The following is a 24,077-nucleotide window of genomic DNA, read 5'->3' as shown; positions in this document are numbered from 1 at the left end:
GGCCGCCGTGCGCGCGGATCACCTCATCGCACCTCCCGCGCGAACGGCGTGACCGTGATGCGGTCGATCAGGGGGGCGTAGCGGGAGCGGAGCAGGACCCCGGGGAAGGTGTCCGAGGCGTATGTGGTGCCGTCGAAGTTCGGCAGTTCCTCGGCGCGGAAGACGACGCTGTTCCGCCCCTTGTCGAGCTGGACGGGGACGGTCAGCTCCCAGAAGTTGTTCTGGTGGAAGGTGTGCGGGAAGCCCACGCGCCGTGCCGCGCCGCCGTTGACGGCGATGTCGGCGTAGCGGGCCAGCGGGTCGGGGTTGTAGTGGGTGGCCGGGGACTGCTCGGGGTTGGAGTAGCGGATGCGCAGCGCGTGCAGACCGGCCTTGTCCGCGGTGACGGTGAACGTGGCCGTGTTGCCGTTGCCCGGTGCGCCGCCGACGCCGGTGATCGCGGTGCCCTTGGTGGCGAGCGAGAGCGGGGTCAGCGTGGCCGAGCCGGCGAGTCGCGCGTCCTGAGCCTCGTACGTCCGTGAGCCGAGCGCGCCGTCGGTGGGCGTGACCGTCAGCCGGTCGACGAGCGTGGCGGACGAACCTCCCGTCAGCGTGACCTTGTTGACGCCGCCGGACAGCGAGACCGCCACGCTGGTCCTGCTCTTGGCCAGACGCAGCACGTCATGCCCGTTGACGGAGAGCCGGGCGCCCTTGCCGTCCAGGGTGTCGACCCGGAGCGTGGCCTCGCGGTCGGCGGGGGAGTACACCCAGAACGTGGCGCTCTGGTTCTGCGCGATCAGGGCCCCGCCCGATCCGGTGGCGGGCGTGTCGGCCTTCTTCGGCAGGTCGTAGACGGGCTGTGCTCCGCCGTCTAGCCAGGAGAGTTCGGCCTCGTACACCTGCGTGTCAGCGGACGCCTCGGGGAGAGTGAGGGTGACGCGGTCGACGATGGCGTCGCCCTTCGTGGCGCGGGTTCCGTCGACGCTCCTCGCGGCGAGGGTCAGGGTGTGCCTGCCCTTGGACAGCCGCACCTGGGTGTCGGTGTGGTCCCACACCACCCACTTGTAGCCGAGCGGCAGATGCAGCTCCTGTTCGCCGTCCGCCTGCCCGTCCACCCGCAGGAACACGTTGGTGGGACCCTGCTCGGCGACCTTGTCGTAGGTGTTGAGGGAGTTGGCGAAGACGCTCAGGTCGTACACGCCGTCCTCGGGGACGTCCACGGCGAAGTCGAGCGTGAGGTCGGAGCCGGTGCGCAGGCCGCCCACGTCGTGGCCGCCGGAGGTGTAGAACTTCGACACGTCGCGCGGGGAGCCCTCCGGCCCGTTCTTCGAATAGCCGGACCCGGTGTGGGCGGCGTCCTCCGCCTCGTACGACCCCTTCCACCGCACGGGCGCGGTCTGCGTCGCCTTCGCCGCACCGGCCGGGCTGAGGACGATCTCGTACGCGGAGGACTCCTTGAGTGAGGGCAGCGCCCCGTCGCCGAAGTCGACGGCCACCGTGCCGTCCTGATTGATCAGCAGGTTGGTTTCCGTCAGCAGCTTCGGACCGGCGGAGTCGCCGACCTGCCCGGTCCACTCGATCTCGCGGACCCAGGCGTGGACGCGCTCACCGAAGAGCTCGCGCGGAACGCCCGCGAAGGTGATGTGCCCCTTGCCGGTGGAGCCGCCGAAGATCAGCCGCGCCTGCTTCTTCGCCGAGTCGAGCGTGGCCACCCCCTGCATGGTGTAGTTCTCGCCGGGGAACGGCGGGGTCACCCGCACCGTGTGGCCGCTCATCGAGGCGTACGAATTCAGCAGCCACCACTGGCCGTTGCCCCGGTTCGACTGCACTGCGGAGTCGGAGAGATTGCCGTCGATGTTCCAGTACGCGATGTCGGCGTCCACCTTGGACTCCTCGATCGCGGACACCCACTGGATCATCTGACCGGGCACCGAGGTGTGGTAGTTGAAGGCGTACTCGTTGATGTTGACGGGCAGCCGGCTGCCCTCCCTGTCCGTCCCCTCGAACAACTCCCGTTCCCAGACCCGGTACTTGGCGACACTGTCGCGCACCGCCTCCGGGTGGCTCAGCTCGTGCCAGGTGATGACGTCCGGGAGGGTGCCGGCGGCCAGGGCGTGGGTGAGGAAGCCCTTCACCTGGTCGTAGAGGATGCTGGTGTTGGGCCCGGCGATACGGGCGCCGGGCATCCTGTCCTTGATGAGCCGGTAGGAGCTGTCCCAGGCGGCGAAGTATTCGTCCGGGTCGTCGAGCCAGCTGACCTTGTCGTAACTCCACTGCCCGGTGCCGAACATGTTGCCCTCGGGCTCGTTGAACGGCACGAAGACGATGTTGTCCTGGTACTCCTTCGGCAGCTTCAGGGCCTGGTCGACCTGCTTGGCGATCTTCTCCTGGTAGAGCCGCAGCTTCTCCGCGGGGCTGCCGCCGGGCCACTCGTAGGGGAAGCCGCGGTGGATGTCGGTCATGTAGATGTACACGTCGCCGTCGGTGGAGTCGGCCAGCGGCTTCACCACCTCCAGCGCGTCCGCCCCGGGATGCTGGGGGCCGTCCTGCGCCTTGGTGGAGACCGTGCGCAGGCCCATCCCCTCGATGAGGTTGCCGGTCGGGACGTCCGGCCCGTACACGCCGTACAGCGTGCCGGAGGCGCCGCCGTGGAACGCGCCGGTGTCCGAGCCGAGGTCGACGGTCAACTGCCCCTCGCGGACCACCGTGACGCTCGCCTCCACCGCCCGCCCGGCCGCCATCCCCGCCACGCCGAACGTGCCGGGCCGCGCGTACTTCTCCGGCGGCACGGCGTCCCAGACGACGGGAGCGTCACGGTCGTAGCCGTCGGAGAAGGACGCACGGACCGACGCCGGCAGCGCCGGAGCCGTACCGGCCGTCGTACGGACCGCGAACGACGTCCGCGAGAGCTCCCGGAGCGCGGGCGGGTCCGCGACCGTGCCGGCGACCTGCTCCGGGGTGAGCGCCGCGTGCCAGACCGTGAAGTCGTCGATGGCGCCCTTGAGCAGCGGGTCCGGGTAGAAGGACTTGCCGATGTAACCGGCGGCCGTGGCCGAATCGTCCAGCAGCTCACGGGCCTTGACGGTCGTGGCGGCGGAGGACACCGCCACGCCGTCGAGGTAGGTCGTGACCCGGCCCGCGGAGGCGTCGAGGGTGACGGTGACCGTCCGCCAGGTGCCGGCCGGCAGCGCCGCGTATCCGGAGACCTGGGCCTCCCCGCCCCCTCCGCCGGTGGTCACCGCCGTGCGCAGGACACCGCCGTTGTGGGACGGGGTGGTGAACAGGTACTTGCCGGTGCCGGTGCCGAGATCGAAGATCCGCTGCCAGGGCGACCGGTCGTCGCCCCACTTCACCCGGGCGGACACCGTCAGGTCGGTCGTGTCGGCGAGCACCGCGCGCGGCAGCCGGACATACGCCCCGTCGGAGGTGGGCGCGCCGCCTGGCAGCGCGAGCGCCCTGCCACCGTCCGCGCCCTCGACGGACCGTGCGGTGGCCCCGTTCACCAGGCTCGCCGTCAGGCCGTTGCCGGAACTGTCGACGATCCTTCCCGAGGCGAGGTCGTCCTGGTCGAAGGTGTAGCGGACCGTGGGCGGGGGCGCGCCGGCCGCCTGCGCGGGCACGGCCGGCGTGGCCAGCACCCCCACGCCGAGGGCCAGGGCCACGGCGGCCGGTGCCTTCCGGCGCCGGGCGGAACTGTCAGCGGATGACATGGAGTGCGTCCTCAATCCTTTGAGTAACGGGTTCCGGTCGGCCCGGCCGGGCCGGCTGCGCGTCGGCGTGCCGCCGTCGGCGAGGGGGGTTCCGGGGCCGCCGGAAGGATCACTTCATCGAACCGGTTCGCTGGAAGCTAACACCCGGGAAAATCTCTCAGCAATACCTCCGGCACAAGCGGAGACGGCCGGTGGGCCGGTTTCGGAAAGCGACGGGAAAAGTGCCGTCGCAGATGTTGACAGCCGCCGGGCTTGTTCCTACGTTCACTTCACGCGAACCGGTTCGACGACCGGTCGCGGACGAACCGATGCGACGAAGGAGCCATCCGTGAACATCGGTGAGATCGCCCGGCGGGCCGGTGTCTCGCGGAGCACCGTGTCCTACGCGCTGAGCGGCAAACGCCCCGTGTCGGACGACACCCGGCAGAAGATCCAGCGGGTCATCGACGAACTGGGCTACCGGCCCAACGCGAGCGCCCGCGCCCTCGCCAACGGCCGGACCAGCACGATCGGCCTGGTCTTCCCACCGGCGGGCAACCACTACACCGGAATGCAGCTGGATTTCATCGGCAGCGTCGTGGAAGCCGCCGCCGCCCACGATTACGACGTGCTGCTGTCCCCGAGCGGCGTCGACAGCGACCGGTCGTTCCAGCGGATGCTGGGGGAGCGGCGCGTCGACGGCGCCATCCTCATGGAGATCAGGCTGGAGGACGACCGTGCCGACCACCTGACCGCCCTGGACTTCCCCTCCGTCACCATCGGCCGCACCGCCCACCCCGAGGGCGGCTGGTGGGTGAGCCTCGACCACACCGCGCTGGCGGCGGCCTGCGTCCACCACCTCGCCGACCTCGGCCACCGCACCGTCGCCTTCGTCAACCGGCCCGAGCAACTCCTGCGGGCGGGATACGAGTCGGCGCACCGCGGCCTGGACGGCTTCACCAAGGCCGCGGCCGAACGCGGGCTGACGGTGCGGACGTACACCTGCGGGGACGACGCCGCTTCGGGCCAGGCGTGCCTGGAGCGGATCCTGCGGGACGACCCGGCCACGACCGGCCTGGTCACACTGAACGAGGCCGCCCTCGGCGGCCTGTACCGGGGGCTCGCCCAGGCGGGCCGCCATGTGCCACACGACTTCTCCGTCACCGGAGTCGTCGCCGGCCGGTGGGCGGAGACGGTCACCCCGCAGCTCACCGCGGCGGACGTACCGGCGGAGGAGCTGGGCCGCCGCGCCGTCGACCTCCTCGTCGAACGGCTCGACCACCCCGACGCACCGCCCCGACACCACCTCCTCACCCCGCCCATCTCCCTACGGGGCAGCACCGGCCCCGCCCCCGGCGCCGCCTGAGACCGAAGCCCATCTGACGCCCTACCTCCCACCCGAGTCCCGCGGCCCCACCCGCGCCGCGCATCCCCGCCGCGGGGGCCGACCGCACAGCCCGATGGCCTCCGCTTCGGGGTCCGACCGCACAGCTGGCTCTGCGGCCTCGATTCCGGGGCCACCGCACAACCCCGCGGCCTCCACCCCGGGGGCCACCGCACAGCCTTACGGCCTCGGTTCCGGGGCCACCGCACAGCCCTACCGCGCCCTCCGCATGGGGCCACCGCACCGCCGGGCGGCCCTGCCACCCGGCGCAGGCACCCGCCCCCTCCCCGCACCGAGCCCCGGGCATCCGAACCCCCACCGCCGCCGTTCGCCGCGCCCGCCTCCCCCCCCCGTCCGTCACCCCTCCCACGGCACCCTCGTGCCCAGAAGTGAAGGATCCGCCATGCCCAGCACCTCCAGACAGCGCCGTCTGACCGCCGCCGCCCTGACCGTCCTCACCGTGGCCGCCGGCGCCACCGCCTGCTCCTCCGGCTCGGGCGTCGCCGGTTCGAAGAACGCCGACAGCGGCACGTACACCGTCTGGGACCCCTACCCGCAGTTCGCCAAGGGGTCGGCCTGGACGCGGTTGCTGGACCGGTGCGGCGCCCAGGCCGGCGTGAAGATCAAGCGGACCGCCTTCGACACCGGCGACCTGGCCAACAAGACCCTGCTCGCGGCCCAGCAGGGCAACTCGCCCGACGTCCTCATCGTCGACAACCCCGTGGTGTCGACCCTGGCCGAGGCGGGCGTCCTCACCACCACCGACGACAACAAGCTGGACACCTCGAAAGTGGACCCCAACCTGCTCGCCGCGGGCCAGGCGGGCGGCAAGACGTACGGCACGCCGATCGGCGCCAACACCCTCGCCCTCTACTACAACAAGAAGGTGCTCAAGGAGACCGGAGTGGACATCGCCTCGGTCAAGGACTGGAAGTCCCTGACGGCCGCGCTGGAGAAGGTCCATAAGGCGGGCAAGAAGGGCATCACCTTCTCGGCGATCGGCACGGAGGAGGGCAGTTTCCAGTTCCTGCCCTGGTTCTGGGGCTCGGGCGCGAAGCTCACCGAACTCGACTCCGCCCAGGCCGTGTCCGCCCTGTCGCTGTGGAAGGACTGGGTGAAGAGCGGCTACGCCCCCAACTCCGTGCTCAACAACACCCAGACGACCAGCTGGCAGGAGTTCGCCAGTGGCGACTACGCGTTCGCGGAGAACGGGACATGGCAGCTCGCGGCCGCAGGGAAGGCCGGCTTCGAGTACGGCGTCCTGCCCGTCCCCGCCGAAACCGGCGGCGCCGCGGCGGCCCCGACCGGCGGCGAGTTCGTCACCCTGCCGGCCCAGGGGGACACCGCCCGCTACGCCACCTCGCGCAAACTGGTGACCTGCCTGACCAGCACCGACAACCTGTACGACACCGACACGACCCTCTCGTACGTGGCGCCCACCGGCGAGGTCCAGGACAAGCAGGTCGCGGCGAACGCCGAACTGAAGCCGTGGGTGCAGGCGGTCAAGGGGGCCAAGGGCCGCACCAGCGACGACCTCGGCACCCGCTACCCCAAGATCTCCGAGCAGATGTGGAAGGCCGTCCAGTCCGCGCTCAGCGGCGCCCGATCGCCGAAGGACGCGCTGGCAGAGGCCCAGTCGGCCGTCAAGTGACCCGGGATGGCGGCCCGCAGATGACCCACACGACACAGTTGCCGCAACGGCGGCCCACGCACGACCGCACCGAGGCGGCCGGCCCCACCCCGCCCCGCACACCCGCGCGACCACGGCGCCGCCCCGCCTCCCCGCAGTGGACCGCCTGGGCCTTCCTCACCCCGGTGACCCTCTACCTCGCCTGCTTCTACGCCTATCCGCTCTACCGCAACCTCGACCTCAGCCTGCGCGACTACACCGTCCGCTCCTTCGTCCAGGGCGACGCGCCCTTCACCGGGCTGGACAACTACCACAAGGTCTTCGCCGACCCGACCTTCGCGCCCGCCCTGCTGCACACCGTCGTCTTCACCGCCGTCTGCCTGGTCTTCCAATACGTCATCGGGCTGGCCCTCGCCGTCTTCTTCCACCAGCACTTCCGGCTCTCCGCCACCCTGCGCGCCCTGTTCCTCGTACCCTGGCTGCTGCCGCTGATCGTGTCGGCCTCCACCTGGTCATGGATGCTCAACAGCGACTCCGGCATCGTCAACGCCGCCCTGCACGCCGTGGGCGTCGGCCCGGTCAACTGGCTCACCTCGCCGTCCTGGTCGCTGACCTCGGTGATCATCGCGAACATCTGGATCGGCGTCCCCTTCAACCTGGTCCTGCTCCACAGCGGCCTGCAGTCCGTCCCCGCGGCGCTGTACGAGGCCGCGGCCCTCGACGGGGCGAACGCGTGGCAGCGCTTCTGGCGCATCACCTTCCCCCTGCTGCGCCCGGTCTCGGCGATCACCCTGCTGCTCGGACTCGTCTACACGCTCAAGGTCTTCGACATCATCTGGATCATGACCAAGGGCGGCCCCGCGGACGCGTCCACCACCTTCGCCACCTGGTCCTACCGACTCGGCTTCGGCAATCTCCTGCCCGCCTTCGGCCCGGGCGCGGCCGTAGGGAACCTGCTCGTGCTCGCCGCCCTGGTCTTCGGCCTGGTCCACCTCCGCATCCAGCGAAAGCAGGCGCTGTCATGAACCGAGGCTCCGGCCGTACGGGATGGAAGACCGCCGTCGGCCTGCTGCTGACCGGGATCATGCTCTTCCCGGTCTACTGGATGATCAACGTGTCCCTCACCCGCGACCAGGACATGCGCAAGAGCCCGCCCGACCTGCTGCCCCTGCACGGCACCCTGGCCGGCTATCGCACCGTCCTCGACGAGCAACTGCCGTACCTCGCCACCAGTCTCGTCGTCGCCCTCGGCACCGTCGCCCTGACCGTGGTCCTCGCCGCACCCGCCGGCTACGCCCTGGCCAAACTCCGCCCACGCGGCGGCGGTCTGCTCGGCTTCCTCCTGCTGGCAGCGCAGATGATCCCCGGCATCATCATGGCGATGGGCTTCTACGCCATCTACCTCCAGCTCGGCCTGCTCCAGTCCGTCCCCGGCCTCATCGTCGCCGACTCCACCCTGGCCGTCCCGTTCGCGGTCCTGATCTTCACCGCGTTCATGTCCGGCATCCCCGGCGAACTGCTCCAGGCCGCCCAGATGGACGGAGCGAAAGCACCGCGCGTCTTCTGGTCCGTCGTCCTGCCCATGAGCCGCAACGCCGTCGTCACCGTCTCGCTCTTCGCCTTCCTGTGGTCCTGGTCCGACTTCGTCTTCGCCAACACCCTCGTCAACGGCGGCGCCCACGAGCCGATCACGCTCGGCGTCTACCACTACATCGGCAACAACAACCAGGAGTGGAACGCCATCATGGCCACCGCCGTCGTCGCCTCACTGCCCGCCGCGGTGATCCTCGTCCTCGCCCAGCGCTACGTGGCCGCCGGGGTGACCACCGGCGCCGTCAAGGACTGAGCCCCCCACCGTGCCCCGCCCGCCCCAGCTCGAGAAACGAGTCAGCGTCATGACCGCCGCCCCGTCCGGCCCGGCCTTCTGCGTCCACGACATCCCGTTCAGCACCCACGGCTCCTGGTTCGGCATCTCGCCCGTGCTGGCGGAGAAGACCCGAGCCGAGGACCTCCACCTCGTCTCGCACCAGAACGGCATGCACGCCGTCCTGCGCTTCGTACCCCTCGGCCCGGCCGACGGCGGGCGGGCGCACACCGATGTGCGGGCGACCCCGAGCCAGCTCACCTGGACCGGTGCGGACGGCCGCATCGACCTCGCCTACGCCTCGCCCGACACCGTGCGCGTGCGCGGTGAAGGGCTCGGCCTGCGCGTCACCGCGGCGGCGAAGACCCTCACCCCCTTCAGCGGGACCTACTTCTACCGCGACCCGGTCGACGGCGCCCACACCTTCACCTCCTACGAGACCGGCCGCCGCTACCGGATCACCGTGCTGTCCGGCACGGTCGCCGAGGTGTCCGGCTCCCAGGCCCTCGGAGCCGGCGACCGCGGTATCACGGTCACCGCCGGGACCGGCGCCCCGTGGGAGATCGCGATCGAGGAGATGGACAGCGCGCGACCGCCCCACCGCCCGTCGGCGACGTTCGCCGAGATCACGCAGAGCGCCCGGCAGTCGTTCGCCGAGTTCGCCGACGCGGTCGCCCCCTGGCGCTCGGCCGACACCCCGGCAGCCGAACTCGCCGCCTACGTGGTGTGGTCCGCCACCGTGTCCCCGGCGGGCCTGGTCACCCGGCCCGCGGTGCTGATGTCCAAACACTGGATGGACAAGGTCTGGAGCTGGGACCACTGCTTCAACGCCCTCGCCCTGGCCCCCGGTCGCCCCGAACTCGCCTGGGACCAGTTCGCCCTGCCCTTCGACCACCAGGACGAGACGGGGGCGCTGCCCGACTCCGTCACCCACTCCGAGGTCCTGTACAACTTCGTCAAACCGCCCATCCACGGCTGGGCCCTGCGCGGCCTGCGCCACCGGCTCCCCGACCCCCTCGGCCCTGCGCAACTGACAGAGGTGTACGGCAGACTGGCGCGCTGGACCGACTTCTGGCTCACCGCGCGGCGCGCACCCGCCGCCGTCCTCCCGCACTACCAGCACGGCAACGACAGCGGCTGGGACAACGCCACCACCTTCGACCCCGCACGCGTGACCGTCACCGCCGACCTCACCGCCGTGCTGATCCTCCAGCTCGACGAACTGTCCCGTCTGGCAGCGGAGTTGGGATTCCAGGACGAAGCCGGGCGTCGCGCCGGGACGGCCGACGCCCTCCAGGCCGCCCTGCTGGAGCAGTTGTGGGACGGCGAACGGTTCACCAGCCGCCCCGCCCACGGCGGAGCCCCCTCCTACAGCGCCAGCCTGCTCGACCTGATGCCCGTCGTGCTCGGCGACCGCCTTCCCCCGCAGGTTCGCGACCGGCTGGCCGAGCGGATCGAAACCCACCTCACCGAGTTCGGCCTGGCGACCGAACAACCGGGCTCCCCTCACTACGAGTCCGACGGCTACTGGCGCGGGCCCATCTGGGCGCCGGCCACCGTCCTCGTCGAGGACGGCCTGCGCCGGGCCGGCCACGAACGCCTCGCCGACGAGATCAGCGCCCGCTTCCGCGCCCTGTGCGAGACCTCCGGCTTCGCCGAGAACTTCGACGCCCTGACCGGCCAGGGGCTCCGCGACCGCGCCTACACCTGGACCGCGAGCAGCTACCTCCTGCTGGCCCGCGACCACTGCCGGCGCCGGGAGGCCCGGCCCGGGGAGCAGACGGCGGCGGCGACCGGGGTGAAGTGACGAACACCGAGGGGTGAGGCGGACGCCTGCACACCCTCGGCCCCGAGCGGCTCCGGACCGCTCGAAGGCTCACCCGTACAGGTGAGCCTTCGAGCGGACGTTCGTGTGGGGAAGTTTCCCCGTTCAGGAACGCCGGTCGGACATCTCGCGGACGATGGTCAGGTCATGAGCCCGCACGCATGCCTCCTCACCCGGCCGAGCCGCCCGCTGTTCAGCGGAGCGGCCCGGACGCGAGTGCTGGGGGCCGCTTCCTTCGCGGCGCTGGCGACACCCCTGGCCGTCGCCGGACACCACCTGGCGTTCGCGAGCACGGCCCCCGTCACAGGACAACTCGCCGTGGCGCTCGCGCTCTTCGTGGGCCGTCTGCTGCGCCCGCCCAGGGAAAGGTCCCTCGCCGCGGATCTCGGAGCCATGCTTCTCGCGCAGGCGTCCGCCTGCTGCTGGCTGGCGTGTCTCAGCGACCCCACCCCCGCGGCCGCCGCGCTGCACGGGGAGATGGGAGCGGCCCTCTATCTGGTGATGACGCTGGTGACCACCGGCGCCCTGCGCGCTGCCGCGCCCTCCGGGCCGCCGCTGTCCGTCATGATGCAGGAAGCGCTGAGAGCCTTCGCCCACCGGCTCTGCGCCCTGGCGTCCGCGCGGACTCCGGTACCCGACGCCGGGAACGGCCCGCTCACCGGCGTCGACGGCGACCGGCACGACACACCCGTTCCCGAGGCGCTGCCGACCGGCGCGGCAGCACGTCGAGGTCCGCCCCCGAAGCACAGCGCGTCCACACCGCCCGGGCAGGTCACCGAGCGCTGACCGCGCACGTCCTGCCCCAAGCGACTCCGTACACCGCCGAGCCTTTTCGCGAACCCCCTCGGCGTTCCCCCGTGCTTCCTGCGGGGCACCCTCGCGCGCCCGCACAGCCGCACCGGGCGGCAGCCGCCCACGCACCTCACCCGGCGAAGCCGCACCACTCGCTCCGCCGCCGAACCAGGAGATGACATGTCCACACCCCGCCTCCCGCGCATCCACGTCGTGCACCCCGACGATCTGACACCGGGGGACCTCGAACTGTGGGGCGAACTGCGCACCGCCACCGCGGACGCGGTGAACCCCTTCATGAGCGCACAGTTCACCCGGGCCATGGGCCAGGTGCGGCCCGACACACGGGTGGCCGTCCTGCACCGCAGACGAGAACGGCTGGGCTACTTCCCCTACCAGCGCAGCAGATGGGGCCACGGTCGGGCGGTCGGTCTGGGCGTCTCCGACTGCCAGGGCGCCGTGCTGCACCCCGACGCCCAGCTGGACCCGCTGCACCTCATGCGCGCCTGCTCCCTGAACGCCTGGGAGTTCAACCACCTCGAGAGCGGTCAGGACCTCTTCCTCCCTTACGCGACCGGCCAGTTCGCCTCACCGGTCGTCGACCTCACACACGGCTTCGCACGGTACGAGGAGCATCTGCGCACGCACTCGCGCCGCTTCGTCAAGACGGCACGTGCTCAGGAGCGCCGGATGAGCCGCCAACTCGGGCCCCTGCGCTTCGTCCACGACGAACGCGACCCCGCGGCCCTGCGCACACTCCTGTCCTGGAAGTCCGCCCACTACCGGCGCACGGGCCGCCGCGACCCCTTCGCCCAGCCCTGGATCACCGAGCTCGTCGACCGGCTCGCCCACACCACCTCGCCGCACTGCTCCGGCATCCTCTCCGTGCTGTACGCGGCCGACAGACCGGTCGCCGCCCACTTCGGCCTGCGCTCGCAGACCGTCTTCTCCTGCTGGTTCCCCTCCTACGACCGCAGCCTGGCCACCTACTCGCCCGGCCGCGTCCTCTACCTCCGCATGATCGAAGCCGCCGCCGCGTCCGGCATCCGCCTGTTCGACTTCGGACGAGGCGACGCCGCCTACAAGAACTCCTTCAAGACCGGCGACCTCCTCGTCCACGAGGGAGCCCTGCGGACCGCCGGACCCGGCGGCACCCTGCACTGGCTCCGCAGCGAACCGACCAGGGCCGCACACCGGCTCGTGCGGGACCATCCGTCGTTGAAGCGGGCGGCGGTGCGCACGCTCAGGGCCGTCGGCGCCGTACGGGGGCGCTGAGCCGGTTCGAAACATTCGGTTCCCGCACCGAAAGTGTTGACAGTCCATCAGGCCGGTCCAACACTGACGACGGCGACAGACCCCCCACCGACCGCCGGACCGGCGCAGCCGCGGCTGGATCCATGCGCAACTCCGTCGGCTGTGTCCTCCGTCGGCTTTCACGAGGAGCAGACATGCACAACCGTGACATCCCGCCCCGTGGGCTGGGCCGCAGGGAATTCATCGGCGGCGCGGGAGCCGCCGCACTCGCCGTCACGTCGGGACTGATCCTGCCCGGCACGGCCCGCGCGGACACGACCATCACGACCAACCAGACGGGCGTCAACAACGGCTTCTACTACTCGTTCTGGACCGACGGCGGCGGTGCGGTCTCCATGACGCTGTCGTCCGCGGGCGCCTACCGGACATCGTGGACCAACTGCGGCAACTTCGTCTGCGGCAAGGGCTGGAGCAACGGCGGGCGCAGGACCGTCCGCTACTCGGGGGGCTTCTCCCCGTCCGGCAACGGCTACCTCGCCCTCTACGGCTGGACGTCGAACCCGCTGGTCGAGTACTACATCGTCGACAACTGGGGCTCCTACCGGCCCACCGGCACCCACCGAGGCACCGTCACCAGCGACGGCGGCACGTACGACATCTACCGCACGACGCGGTACAACGCCCCCTCGGTGGAGGGGGTCCGCACGTTCGACCAGTACTGGAGCGTCCGCCAGTCGAGGAGGACGGGCGGCAGCATCACCACCGGCAACCACTTCGACGCGTGGGCCAGGGCCGGCATGGGTCTCGGCAGCTTCCGCTACTACATGATCCTCGCGACCGAGGGCTACCGGAGCAGCGGCAACTCCACGCTCACGGTGACCGGTTGAAACGTGCGAGACGGCGTGGGCGGCAAGTGATCGTACGGCGCGACCGAGCGCAGAGCGGGGGCGGTCCCTGGCCGCGACCGCCCTGCGCGTCCCGGTCCCGACCTGCAGCCTTGTTGATCATCCACGGATGGCAGGGTGGGCCGTGTCGGCCGCGCGGGTCCGTTCGTGGCCGGACCGCGGCCGGGCCCCTGCCCCGTTCCCCTGCAAGGAGCCCGCCATGACGAGCACGTTCCGTCCGGATTTCGGGCTCACCGCGCAGGACTACGGCCGCCACCGCGCCGGCTTCCCCCCACAGATCGTCACCCACCTGTACCGGCACGGCATCGCCTTCCCCGGCAAGTACGTGCTCGACCTCGGGACCGGCACCGGAACCCTCGCCCGGCTGTTCGCGCGGGCAGGGGCACGGGTGACCGGCGTGGACCCGGCGGCGCCGCTGCTCGAGCGGGCCCGGGCGCTCGACGGGGAAGCCGGCGTGGAGACCGACTACCGCGTGGGCACGGCGGAGTCGACGGGCCTGCCGGACGGCTCCTACGACGTGGTGACGGCCGGCCAGTGCTGGCACTGGTTCGACGCCCCGAAGGCCACCGCCGAGATACGGCGGCTGTTGCGCCCGGGCGGCCGGGCGGTCATCGCCCACTTCGACTGGCTGCCGCTGCCGGGCAACGTGGTCGAGGCGACCGAGGAACTGATCCTCTCCTTCAACCCGGCCTGGACCATGGGCGGCGGCACGGGCCTGTACCCCCGCTGGCTGACCGACCTGGCCACCGCGGGCCTCACCGGCATCGAGACCTTCTCCTTCGACCAGGCCGTGCCCTACCCGCCCGAGGCGTGGCGGGGCCGGATCCGGGCCAGCGCCGGAGTCGGCGCCGGCCTGCCGCCCGACGAGGTGCAACGATTCGACGACGCCCTCGGCCGGGTGCTGCACGACCGCTTCCCCGGCGAGCTGATCGAAGTCCCGCACCGCACCTGGGCCGTCGTCGCCACGAGGAGCGACGACTGACGCCCACACCGGGCGCCCGTCGGGACGACCCGGACGAACCGGGGGGCTTCTCCCTCACGTCATAGGCCGGACGGGGCAGGCAAACGGGGGTCGGCGGAGCGGCGGCCGCACGCGGGCCGCCTTCTGTGCCTACGGTGCTGGCCGCCCGTCGTTCCTGCCTTGGAACCCGCGTCGACAGCTGGAGAGAGGGCCCGCCCATGCCTGTGAACGTCTCGTTCCCCGGCGTCTACATCCACGAAGTGAAGAGCCGGGTGCGCACCGTCACCGGCGTTCCGACGTCTGTGGCCGCGTTCGTCGGCCCGGCTCCGCGCGGCCCGGTCGACACCCCCGTGCACATCACCGGCTGGGCCGGCTACGAAGCCCAGTTCGGCGGGCTCGACGAGAATCGCGGTATGGGCCACGCGGTCTACCAGTTCTTCCTGAACGGCGGCACCGACGCCCAGATCGTCCGGGTGCTCGGGAACAGCGGCACGGCGACGGTGCGGGTGGGCAAGAAGGCCCCAGGCGGTGACAACGGCCGCCCCACGCTCAAAGCCGCGAGCCCGGGGGTCTGGGGCAAGAGCCTACGAGTCCGCGTCGACTACGACGGCATCCGAGATGAGGACACGGGCTTCTACAACCTGACCGTCCGGGACGCCGGGACCGGTGTGCAGGAGAGATACACCAACATCGAGGCCGGGTCGAAGGGCCCACGCGGCCTGACGAAGGCGCTCAGCGGCTCGCGGCTGGTCGTGATCGCAGACGACGGCGGACCGGAGCGACCGTCGGCGCACGACACCCCGGCGCATGCTTCCGGCGATCTCCTGGCGGGCCCGCGTGAAGTGCCGGCGGTGGCAGGGCAACCCGGGGAGGCGCACGACGACGCGGATGACGAACCGGGCGAGGGCGAAGTGCATGGCGACAAGGCGGTCCTCTTCGAGGTGCCTGACGGAGGGGGAGGAACCCCCGATGCGAAACCCACTGCTGCCGACTACCGCGGCAGCTCCGACCGCCAGACCGGCATCCACGCCCTCCTCAAGACGGACATCTTCAACCTGCTGTGCCTGCCGGGGGCTCCGGAATCGGTCCTGCCCGAAGCCCTGCAACTGTGCGTCGAGCGGCGCGCGATCCTCCTCGTCGATCCGCCTGGCGAGTGGAAGGGCAAAGATGCCTCCCAGGTCGCGGAGGCGGCTCTCGCGAAGCCCGTGCTCCCTGGCGACTCCGCCAAGAACGCCGCCCTCTACTTTCCCGAAGTCCTGGCCGTCGACCCCCTGGACGGCGAGACCGAGGCCTTCCCGCCCTGCGGCGTCATGGCCGGTGTGCTGGCCCGCACCGACGTCCAGCGCGGAGTGTGGAAGGCGCCGGCGGGCACGGACGCCTCGCTCGCCGGGGTCACAGGGCTCGCCACCGTGCTCACCGACCGCGAGAACGGACTGCTGAACCCGCTCGGCGTGAACTGCCTGCGTCAACTCCCGCTGGTGGGGCCGGTCGCCTGGGGCGCACGCACTCTGCGCGGTGCGGACCGGTTCGCCGACGAGTGGAAGTACCTTCCCGTCCGCCGCCTCGCGCTCTTCGTGGAGGAGAGCCTGTTCCGCGGCACCCAGTGGGTGGTGTTCGAGCCGAACGACGAACCGCTGTGGTCGTCGATCCGGTTGAACGTCGGGGCGTTCATGAACTCCCTCTTCCGTGAGGGCGCCTTCCAGGGGCGCACGCCCGACGAGGCGTACCTCGTCAAGTGCGACCGGGAGAACAACCCCCAGAACGACATCGACCGGGGGATCGTCAACATCCAGGTCGGCTTCGCGCCGTTGAAGCCCGCAGAGTTCGTGATCATTCACATCGAGCAGCTCGCCGGCCAGATCCAGGCCTGAAGCAGGAGGACGTCCGATGCCCGACATCACGCGCAGGGACCCCTTCAAGAACTTCCGGTTCCGGGTCAAGTTCAGCGGGTCCACCGAGTACATCGCCGGGGTCAGCAAAGTCAGCGGTCTCAAGCGCACCACCGAGGTGATCAAACACCGCGACGGTGGCAGCCCCGGCACCAGCCGCAAGCTCCCGGGCCGCACGGAGTACGAACCCGTCACCCTGGAGCGGGGCTGCACCACCGACACCGTCTTCGAGGAGTGGGCCAACCGGGTCTGGAGTTTCCGCAACGCCTCCGGATCGCTGGAGACCTCGCTGAAGGACTTCCGCAGGGACCTCATCGTCGACGTGTTCGACGAGGGCGGTCAGAAAGTGCTCTCCTACTCGATCCACGACTGCTGGGTCTCGGAGTACCAGGCGCTGCCTGACCTCGACGCCAACGCCAACGCGGTCGCGTTCGAGCACATCAAACTCGAACACCACGGCTGGGTGCGGGAGCGGACCGAGCCGCCGCAGCTGCCGCAGTTCAGCGACACGGCCTCGGGCTGACCCGGTGACGGCCGAACTGACCGAAGCCCGGCTCCTCGACATCTGGGAGACGGGCAGCGGACGGCGACCGCCGGCCCGCGCCCTGCTGCTCGCCGCTGCCGCGGCGGCGCTGTTGGAACCGGACGGGCCGGCCCGCCCCGAGCCGGGACCGGACGGAAGCGGGCAGCCGGGCCCGCGGGCGGGCACGCGGCCAGTGGCCGAACGCACCCTGGCCGCCCTCAACGCCCTGCTGCTCGACCTGCGCGAACGCTGCTTCGGTACGGCACTGCCGTGCGCCGCGGACTGCCCGCACTGCGCCGAGCAACTCGACGTCACCCTCACCACCGCCGAGCTGCGCCCGCCCGGCGACCGCACCGCCCGTCCCGGCGGAACGCCCGCCACCGGTCGGGTCCGCGTCGACGGGCATCAGGTGACCTACCGCGCCCTGACCGGCGCGGACCTGCTGGCCGTCGACCCCGACGCGCCCGGGGCCCGACAGACCTTGCTGGGCCGGTGCGTGCTGTTCGCCGAACCACCGGCGCCCGAGGGGCCGAGCGACACGGTCCTGGAAGCGGTGGCCGAGCGGCTGGGCGCGCTCGACCCGGGGGCCGACACCGCGGTGGCGCTCACCTGCCCGTACTGCCGTCACCGCTGGACGGCGGCTTTCGACCTCGCCGGGTACGTGTGGGCCGAGGTCGAGGCCTACGCCCGCCGACTGCTCCATGAGGTGCATGTGCTCGCCCGCGCCTACGGGTGGACGGAGGCCGAGGTCCTCGGAGTGAGCCCCGTCCGACGGCAGTACTACCTGGAGGCGGCGACCGCATGAGTGACTTCGTGAGCCGGCTTCTCGGCGCACCGAGCCCCCGGCTGCGCCCCCAGCTGCCGACCCTGTTCGACCCGGGGGCGACCCGGCTCCGGATCCCGGACGACCCCCGTCAGGTGACGGAGGAGGAGATGCCGCCGTCCCCGCCGTACCGGGCCGCGCACCCCTCGTCCCGCGTGCGGTACCCGGGTGGCCCGCCCCCGAAGCCCGGCCACCTCGTCCCGCCCGAAGGCACACAAGACCCGGCGGGGCCCCCGGACCGCCACCTCGCGGCAACCTCTCGTGGGACCGTGCCGTCCATCGGACATACATGCGAGGCACGGCACACGGCGACCGGCGCCGAGAGCCCCGCGGCACGGCACACGGCGACCGGCGCGCAGCGCCCGGTAGCGATCGCCGCCGAGCGGCCCGCCTTCCCGGCGACCCGCCCCGAGCCCGCCGCCGGCGAGGTCTCCGACGTCCGGGCGCCGGGTGAGGGGAGTTTCTCGCCCCGTACCGGTCCGGCCGGGATGCCGGCGGATGGAGACAGAGCCCAACCCCCGCCCGTGGAAGGGCCGTCGGTGCGGACCGGCGAGGCCTCGGAGCCTGCTTCATCGTCCACAACGCCCCGGGCCGGTCTGACTCCCGGGACGCCGGCGGCCGCGTCCGGTACCCGACTCCCGCCCGGGGAGGCGTCGTCGGAGACGCCGGGCGACGTCCCGGAGGCCGTTCCACCGTCCGCCGCGCCCCGGCCCGGCCTGGTTCCCGGGAAACCGCCGGCAGTGTCCGAGACCCGGCCCACTTCGCGCGGGACATCGGCGGCGCTGCCCGGCGATGTCCCCGGGCTCCTCCCGCCGGCCGCCCCGCCGGCAGGCGTGCCCGTCGAAGCGGGCCTCGATCTCGACCACCCGGCTCCCACGCATCCCCCGCGCGCGACGGCATCCCCCGGGCGCCGGGAACACCCCGTACGTCCCGTGCGCGCAGCCCCGCCCGGTGGTCGGCCGCCCCGCCCGACGGCGGGGCCGTACGGGACGCCGACCGAGGCCGCGGAGCCGGTCGTGCGCATCACCATCGACCGGCTCGAGGTCCGGGCCGCTCCGCAACCCGCAGCCACCACGCGTCCCCCGCGCCGACAGCCGCGACTCGGCCTCGACGAATACCTCAAGGGGCGGTCGTGAGCGACAGCTTCGCCGTGGCCGCCGTGACGGACACCTTGCGGGCGATCCTCCAAGGGGCCGTCGGCCGCCAGGTGCCCGGCGCCGTGGTCACCGCGCGCCCACCCGACGAGGTCACCGCCGACCGGCCGACCGCCGCCCTCAACGTCTTCCTGTACCGGACCTCCGTCGACGGGAGCTGGCGCAACCTCGACCCCGCGGGCACCCGCCCCGGCGAGACCGGGCGACCGGCGGTGCCACTGGTCCTGCATTACCTCCTCACCCCGTACGCCAGTGGCGACGGCGAGGAGTCCACGGCCCACCGGATCCTCGGCGCCGCCATGGTCGCGCTGCACGACCACGCCGAGCTGGGACCGGAGGAGATCAGACGGGCGGCGCCCTTCAGCGATCTCCACCTTCAGCCGGAACCCGTGCGGCTCACCCCGGTCACCGTGTCGACCGACGACATCTCCAAACTGTGGACCGCCTTCCAGAGCCAGTACCGCACCTCGGTGGCCTACGAGGCGCGCATCGTGCTGATCGACAGTTCGCTGCCCGGCCGGGCGCCCCTTCCCGTGCTGGCCCGCGGGGACCAGGACCGGGGCTCCGAGGCGGCCCCGAACATCGCCGGCCCGCTGCCGACGCTGACGGCCGTGCTCCCCGGGAACGTGCGGCCCGGCGGCGAACTGACCGTCACCGGAACCGGGTTCGACGGCGGGGACGCCCTGCTGCGCCTCACCCACCCCCTGTTGGGCGGACCGGTGGACCTCCCCGCGCAAGTGGCCGGCGTCACCGAGGCCCGCTTCGGGCTCCCCGAGGACCTGGCCGCCGGCATCTGGTCCGCAGCCGTGGTGCTCACCGCGCCGGACGGCACCCGGCAGGCCACCCGGGCACTGCAGGTGGGCGTCGCGCCGCGCCTCACCGGGCCGCTGCCGCTGACAGCGGAGCTCGGCGGCGACGGATCGGCACGGCTGGAAGTGCGCTGCACCCCGCCGGTGCAGCCCGGCCAGCGGGTCCAACTGATCGTCGGGGACCATCCGTTGGATCCGCAGGATGCCTTTGTGAACACGACGGACCGGCTGCGGTTCCGCTGGCCGGACGCCCGGCCCGGACGGCACGCTCTGCGACTGCGGGTCGACGACGTGGAAAGCCCACTCGCCGTCGACGCGGCGGGGCGGCCGGAGTTTCCGACCGATGCGGCGGTGGTGGTGGCATGAGAGCCGACTCCTCGACAGTGCGGGACGAGTGGGAGGAGCACAACAACCGCCACCTGGCCGAGTCGCTGGCCGGCCTGCGCACCCTCCTGCGCGACCGCATCGCAGCGGTCACCGGCTCACCCTCCGAGGGGGCCGCGGAGCCGGACCCCGTCGTGCAGTCCGACCCGACTACGGATCCGGACGACGCCGCGAGCCGAGCCGGGGCCCCGGAAGGGAGCGCGGCATCCACCGAAGCCGCCGGAGACCAGCCCTCGTCGTCAAAAGCGCCCCCCGCGTCGACCGCGCACACCCCGGCCCTCGTCGCGTTGGGCGACCGGCTCGGCCTCTCCCCGTTCGAACGGGACACCCTGCTGCTGTGCGCGGCACCGGAGTTCGACCCCCGGATCGTCGACCTGTACGCCCAGGCCCAGAGCAGCCCGCTCGCCCTCCACCCCACCTTCGCCCTCGCGTTGTCCCTTTTCCCCGACCCGGCCTGGGACGTGCTCTCCCCGTACCGGGGGCTGCGGTACTGGCGGCTCGTGGACGTCGACCGGGCGTCCGGACAGCCGCTGGTGACCAGCCCTCTGCGGGCCGACGAGCGGATCGTCAACCACATCAAGGGCCTCGACCACCTCGACGCACGCCTGTACGCCCTCCTGACTCCCCTGCGGTCCGCCCCGGCGGACACGGGCCGTCGGCCGTCGGCCGCCCGGCACGCGGCGGTGGAGGAGGTCCTCGGCCACTGGTTGGCTCCGGGGCCCGGCGCGGCCGACGGGCTGCCGGTGATCCAGCTGCTCGGCACGGACCGGGAGAGCAAGCGGTCGGTGGCCGAGGAAGCGGCCGCCGACTCCGGCCTGCTGCTGTACGGGATGCCGGCCCGGCTGCTCCCCGACTCGGCCGAGGAACTCGACGTCCTCGCCCGCCTGTGGCAGCGCGAGACGCTGCTGGCGCCGCTCGCGCTCTGTCTCGACGCGGACGACACGCCACCGGACGCCGACGAGGCTCACGGACGGTCCGGACATCTCGCCCGGTTCCTCGAACGCAGTGGCGGCCCCTGCTTCGTGACGACCCGAGAAGCCCGGGCCGACGTACCTGCGCCGACGGCGGCCGTGGAGGTGGTGCCGCCATCGGCCCTGGAGCGCGCCACCGCATGGAGCGCCGTGCTGCGGCCCGCGGACGCGGACCGGCTGGCCGGCCAGTTCACCCTGGACCTGTCGGCCATCCACGAGGTGGCCACCGCGGCCGGCGGCGACCCTGAACAGGCCTGGCGGGGCTGTCTGGTACGCACCCGCCCCCGCCTCGGCCCCCTGGCGCAGCGGCTGGACTCCAGGGTCGGCTGGGAGGACATCGTGCTGCCCGACGAGGAAACGGCCCTGCTCCGGCAGATCGCCGACCAGGTCGCGCAGCGGGCCACGGTGCACGAGCGGTGGGGCTTCGGTGAGCGGGGCAGCCGGGGCCTCGGCATCAGTGCCCTGTTCACCGGGCCCAGCGGTACCGGCAAGACCATGGCCGCGGAAGTCCTCGCCGGGCACCTGGGGCTCGACCTGTACCGCGTGGACCTGTCGGCCGCGGTGAGCAAGTACATCGGCGAGACGGAGAAGAATCTGCGGCGGCTCTTCGACGCGGTCGAGCCGGGCGGGGCGGTCCTCTTCTTCGACGAGGCCGACGCCCTGTTCGGTAAACGCAGCGAGGTCAAGGACTCCCACGACCGGTACGCCAACATCGAGGTGAGCTACCTGCTCCAGCAGATGGAGGCCTACCGAGGGCTGGCGATCCTCGCCACCAACCAGCGTCGGGCGCTGGACACGGCGTTCCTGCGGCGGCTGCGCTTCATCGTGACCTTCGCCTTCCCCGGGGCGGGGGAGCGCCGCGAGATGTGGGCGCGCGCCTTCCCCGCGGGCGCCCCGGTCGAGCCGCTGGACCTGGACCGGCTGGCCGGCCTGCCGCTCAGCGGCGGCATGATCCGCAACATCGCCCTCAACGCCGCCTTCGCGGCAGCCGCCGCGGGCACCGCGATCACCATGCCGACCGTCCTGGCCGCCGTACGGGCGGAACTGCGCAAGACGGAGACCCCGGTGCCGGAGGGCGACCTGACCTGGCCCGCTCCTGCCCGGAAGGGAGCGACCCTGTGAGGATCGAACTCCACATCGGCCGCATCGTGCTGGAAGGCATCGCCCCCACGGACGCCCCGGCCGTCCGCGCCGCGCTCACCGCCCGCCTCACCGACCTTCTCACCCAGAGCCCACCCATGACCCCCCACCACATTCACCGCCTTGCCTCCCTGACCATGCCCGCGCCCTCCGATCCCACGGCCTTCGGCCACACGCTCGCACTGACCATCCACACCGGCCTGACCTGCCTGCCGGGGAGCGGGCGTTGAGCGCGAAGGCCCCGCGGGGCACTGCCACGACGCCGACCGCGCCGGCCCACGTCCCCGCGAGCCCGCCGCGACGGGCCGCCGGGCCGGGGCCGGACGAAATCCGGCGGCCCGGCACATGGGCGAAGGACTTCAGCAGGCTGCGGACACGGTCGGCCGATCAGTCCGTGCCCGAGGCCGGACTGCCGCAACCGGCCCGGGAGGTGGTACGCCGCCCGGGCGCGCCGCTGCCCGTGGCGGTACGGGCAGACGCCGAGCACCGTTTCCAACACGACTTCAGTCACGTCCGTGTCCACACCGGCCCCGAAACGGCGCGGGCCGCCCGGGCCCTGCGGGCCGACGCCTTCACCGTCGGTCACCACATCGCCTTCGCCGCCGGCCGTTTTGCTCCCGGGACTGTGGCGGGCACCCGATTGCTGACTCACGAACTGGCACACGTCGTCCAGCAGGAGCTCGGTGCCGCCGGCCACGCGGACGGCGCGGCGGCGGAGTTCGAGGCGGACCGCATCGCCAACGATCCGGTACCGGGCCGGAAGGTGCGGGTGGGGGCCCGGGTCGGGGTGCACCGTTCCGAGGACCACAAGCTCCTGGAGGGCGACACGCACGCCTTCTACTACCCCCCCGCCCGTCGGCCACAGACGGACCAGCTCGGGATCGATCTGGTCATGGGGGGCAGCGCCGTGGAGTACACACAGACGACGAACCCGAAGGCAGGGGGGCGGGTCGAGGTCACGGAACGGGCTACGGGCGGCACCTGGATCCAGATCAAGCGCCTCACGATTCAGAACGACATGAGCACGGCGGCCCTGCAGAAACGCATCACAGACGACGTGAAGGACGCCGTCACGGGGTTCCGCGCTGCAATCGACCGCCCCGAGGCAGCCAAGAACTGGCCCATGGAGGGCGCGAAACGTGAAGGCAAGAGCGCGCAGGGCACGTGGAACAGGACGGTGTACGAAAAGCCCCACGCCCTGCTGATTCACATCGAGGTGCCCGGTCTCTCGGACAAGAGCCCCGCGGAGCAGGCAATCCTCAGGGAGACCGCCGAAGGGGCCCGCAGCGGAGCCCGTTTCGGCCGGATCCCGCTCAGGATCGTCGTCGTGGATCCGCCTCCCTCGGCTCGGGGCGTGGCGCTCGCCCGCGTCAAACTCGCCGGCAGCCTGGCAGGGAAACTGCCCACCAGTCTCAAGGTCCTGGCTGCCGTTTCGGCCCTCGCCAAGGTGTACAAGGCGGTGGAGTTCGTTCAGGTCCCCTTCGCCGCGTACGACCAGATGGTCGCCGTCCAGTGGCAGGCGGAGCAGGCAGGAAAGGGGGAACCGACCATCCTCCGCGACGAGGCGGCGAAGCTCCAGGACATGTGCACCCTGCTCGTCGACGCCCGGGCCGAACAGGACGCGTACAGCGAGCAGCTGAGGAATTTGGCCTCCTCGCTGGTGGCCATCGGCGCCTCGGGAGACCTGGACGCGATCCGCAAGACGACCTGGGCGCTCGCGTCAGCCTCGTCCACCGTGGACTCCCGGCTCAATGACACGAACACCGACATCCGCAGGATCGAGACCTACAAGAAACGTGCCGAGCAGCGTCGGAGCGCCGCGAATAAGTTGCTGGACATCGCCCATGCCGTTCGCGTCGTGGACGAGGGCGCCGAGGCGAAGCAGGCCCACCTGTGGCAACTGGGTGTGGATCTCCAGCACCTCATCAACCTGTCGGACAACGCCATCAAGGAGGCGACCGATCTGCGCGACCGCCTCGCCGACGACGACAACTACCTCATGGCGTGGGCTCGGCTTCTCAAGGAGTGGTACTTCCACTTCGACGCCCAGAACGCGCCGGCCCGTGCTGCGCCGACCCCGCCATGATGCACCCTCCATCCG

Annotated in this window: 17 protein-coding genes; 16 read left to right on the top strand and 1 reads right to left on the bottom strand. The window is 71.8% G+C overall.

Annotated features, from left to right (window positions below; all coding sequences use genetic code 11):
* Positions 1-23 precede the first annotated feature (23 nt).
* On the bottom strand, positions 24-3,689 hold the full coding sequence (locus ACIRS4_RS29990; protein WP_404201961.1) for a LamG-like jellyroll fold domain-containing protein: 3,666 nt from the start codon (positions 3,687-3,689) through the stop codon (positions 24-26).
* 328 nt (positions 3,690-4,017) lie between these two features.
* Here ACIRS4_RS29990 and ACIRS4_RS29985 point away from each other — a divergent pair, with 328 nt between their 5' ends.
* The 16 genes from ACIRS4_RS29985 to ACIRS4_RS29910 all read left to right on the top strand — a co-directional run bounded on the left by ACIRS4_RS29985 (position 4,018) and on the right by ACIRS4_RS29910 (position 24,062).
* Positions 4,018-5,034, top strand: coding sequence for a LacI family DNA-binding transcriptional regulator (locus ACIRS4_RS29985; protein WP_404201959.1), 1,017 nt, complete (start codon positions 4,018-4,020; stop codon positions 5,032-5,034).
* 421 nt (positions 5,035-5,455) lie between these two features.
* Entirely contained in the window at positions 5,456-6,703 is a 1,248-nt protein-coding gene (locus ACIRS4_RS29980; protein WP_404201957.1) for an extracellular solute-binding protein, read from the top strand.
* Positions 6,704-6,723: 20 nt separating this feature from the next.
* On the top strand, positions 6,724-7,707 hold the full coding sequence (locus tag ACIRS4_RS29975) for a carbohydrate ABC transporter permease (protein ID WP_404201955.1): 984 nt from the start codon (positions 6,724-6,726) through the stop codon (positions 7,705-7,707).
* On the top strand, positions 7,704-8,528 hold the full coding sequence (locus ACIRS4_RS29970) for a carbohydrate ABC transporter permease (RefSeq protein WP_404201953.1): 825 nt from the start codon (positions 7,704-7,706) through the stop codon (positions 8,526-8,528). Before ACIRS4_RS29975 ends, ACIRS4_RS29970 begins: the two co-directional genes overlap by 4 nt.
* 49 nt (positions 8,529-8,577) lie before the next feature.
* A complete protein-coding gene (locus ACIRS4_RS29965) occupies positions 8,578-10,353 on the top strand; it encodes an amylo-alpha-1,6-glucosidase (protein WP_404201951.1) in 1,776 nt (591 codons plus the stop codon).
* A 165-nt stretch (positions 10,354-10,518) separates the two neighbouring features.
* Complete coding sequence (locus tag ACIRS4_RS29960; RefSeq protein WP_404201949.1) at positions 10,519-11,157, top strand: hypothetical protein; 639 nt, start codon at positions 10,519-10,521, stop codon at positions 11,155-11,157.
* A gap of 186 nt (positions 11,158-11,343) precedes the next feature.
* Positions 11,344-12,438 carry a GNAT family N-acetyltransferase gene (locus ACIRS4_RS29955; RefSeq protein WP_404201947.1) on the top strand — a complete coding sequence of 365 codons (1,095 nt, stop codon included), beginning with the start codon at positions 11,344-11,346 and terminating at the stop codon, positions 12,436-12,438.
* Positions 12,439-12,611: 173 nt separating this feature from the next.
* Entirely contained in the window at positions 12,612-13,304 is a 693-nt protein-coding gene (locus ACIRS4_RS29950; RefSeq protein WP_404201945.1) for a glycoside hydrolase family 11 protein, read from the top strand.
* 217 nt (positions 13,305-13,521) lie between these two features.
* On the top strand, positions 13,522-14,304 hold the full coding sequence (locus ACIRS4_RS29945; RefSeq protein ID WP_404201943.1) for a class I SAM-dependent methyltransferase: 783 nt from the start codon (positions 13,522-13,524) through the stop codon (positions 14,302-14,304).
* Positions 14,305-14,501: 197 nt separating this feature from the next.
* Positions 14,502-16,154 carry a phage tail sheath family protein gene (locus ACIRS4_RS29940; protein ID WP_404201941.1) on the top strand — a complete coding sequence of 551 codons (1,653 nt, stop codon included), beginning with the start codon at positions 14,502-14,504 and terminating at the stop codon, positions 16,152-16,154.
* 16 nt (positions 16,155-16,170) lie between these two features.
* Positions 16,171-16,695, top strand: coding sequence for a phage tail protein (locus tag ACIRS4_RS29935; RefSeq protein WP_404201939.1), 525 nt, complete (start codon positions 16,171-16,173; stop codon positions 16,693-16,695).
* 4 nt (positions 16,696-16,699) lie between these two features.
* A complete protein-coding gene (locus tag ACIRS4_RS29930) occupies positions 16,700-17,500 on the top strand; it encodes a hypothetical protein (RefSeq protein WP_404201937.1) in 801 nt (266 codons plus the stop codon).
* A 1,150-nt stretch (positions 17,501-18,650) separates the two neighbouring features.
* Positions 18,651-19,847: a DUF4255 domain-containing protein gene (locus tag ACIRS4_RS29925; RefSeq protein ID WP_404201935.1), complete on the top strand. Its 1,197-nt coding sequence runs from the start codon at positions 18,651-18,653 to the stop codon at positions 19,845-19,847.
* Positions 19,844-21,958, top strand: a complete 2,115-nt coding sequence (locus ACIRS4_RS29920) for an ATP-binding protein (protein WP_404201933.1) — start codon at positions 19,844-19,846, stop codon at positions 21,956-21,958. Before ACIRS4_RS29925 ends, ACIRS4_RS29920 begins: the two co-directional genes overlap by 4 nt.
* Positions 21,955-22,206 (top strand): hypothetical protein, encoded by a 252-nt coding sequence (locus ACIRS4_RS29915; protein ID WP_404201931.1) that lies wholly within the window; start codon positions 21,955-21,957, stop codon positions 22,204-22,206. Before ACIRS4_RS29920 ends, ACIRS4_RS29915 begins: the two co-directional genes overlap by 4 nt.
* A 164-nt stretch (positions 22,207-22,370) precedes the next feature.
* Positions 22,371-24,062: a DUF4157 domain-containing protein gene (locus ACIRS4_RS29910; RefSeq protein ID WP_404201929.1), complete on the top strand. Its 1,692-nt coding sequence runs from the start codon at positions 22,371-22,373 to the stop codon at positions 24,060-24,062.
* Positions 24,063-24,077 lie beyond the last annotated feature (15 nt).

Source organism: Streptomyces sp. NPDC101166 (assembly GCF_044768125.1).
GTDB lineage: Bacteria > Actinomycetota > Actinomycetes > Streptomycetales > Streptomycetaceae > Streptomyces.
The sequence above is the reverse complement of the archived record's forward strand: the minus strand, read 5'-3'. Positions and strand labels throughout refer to the sequence as shown.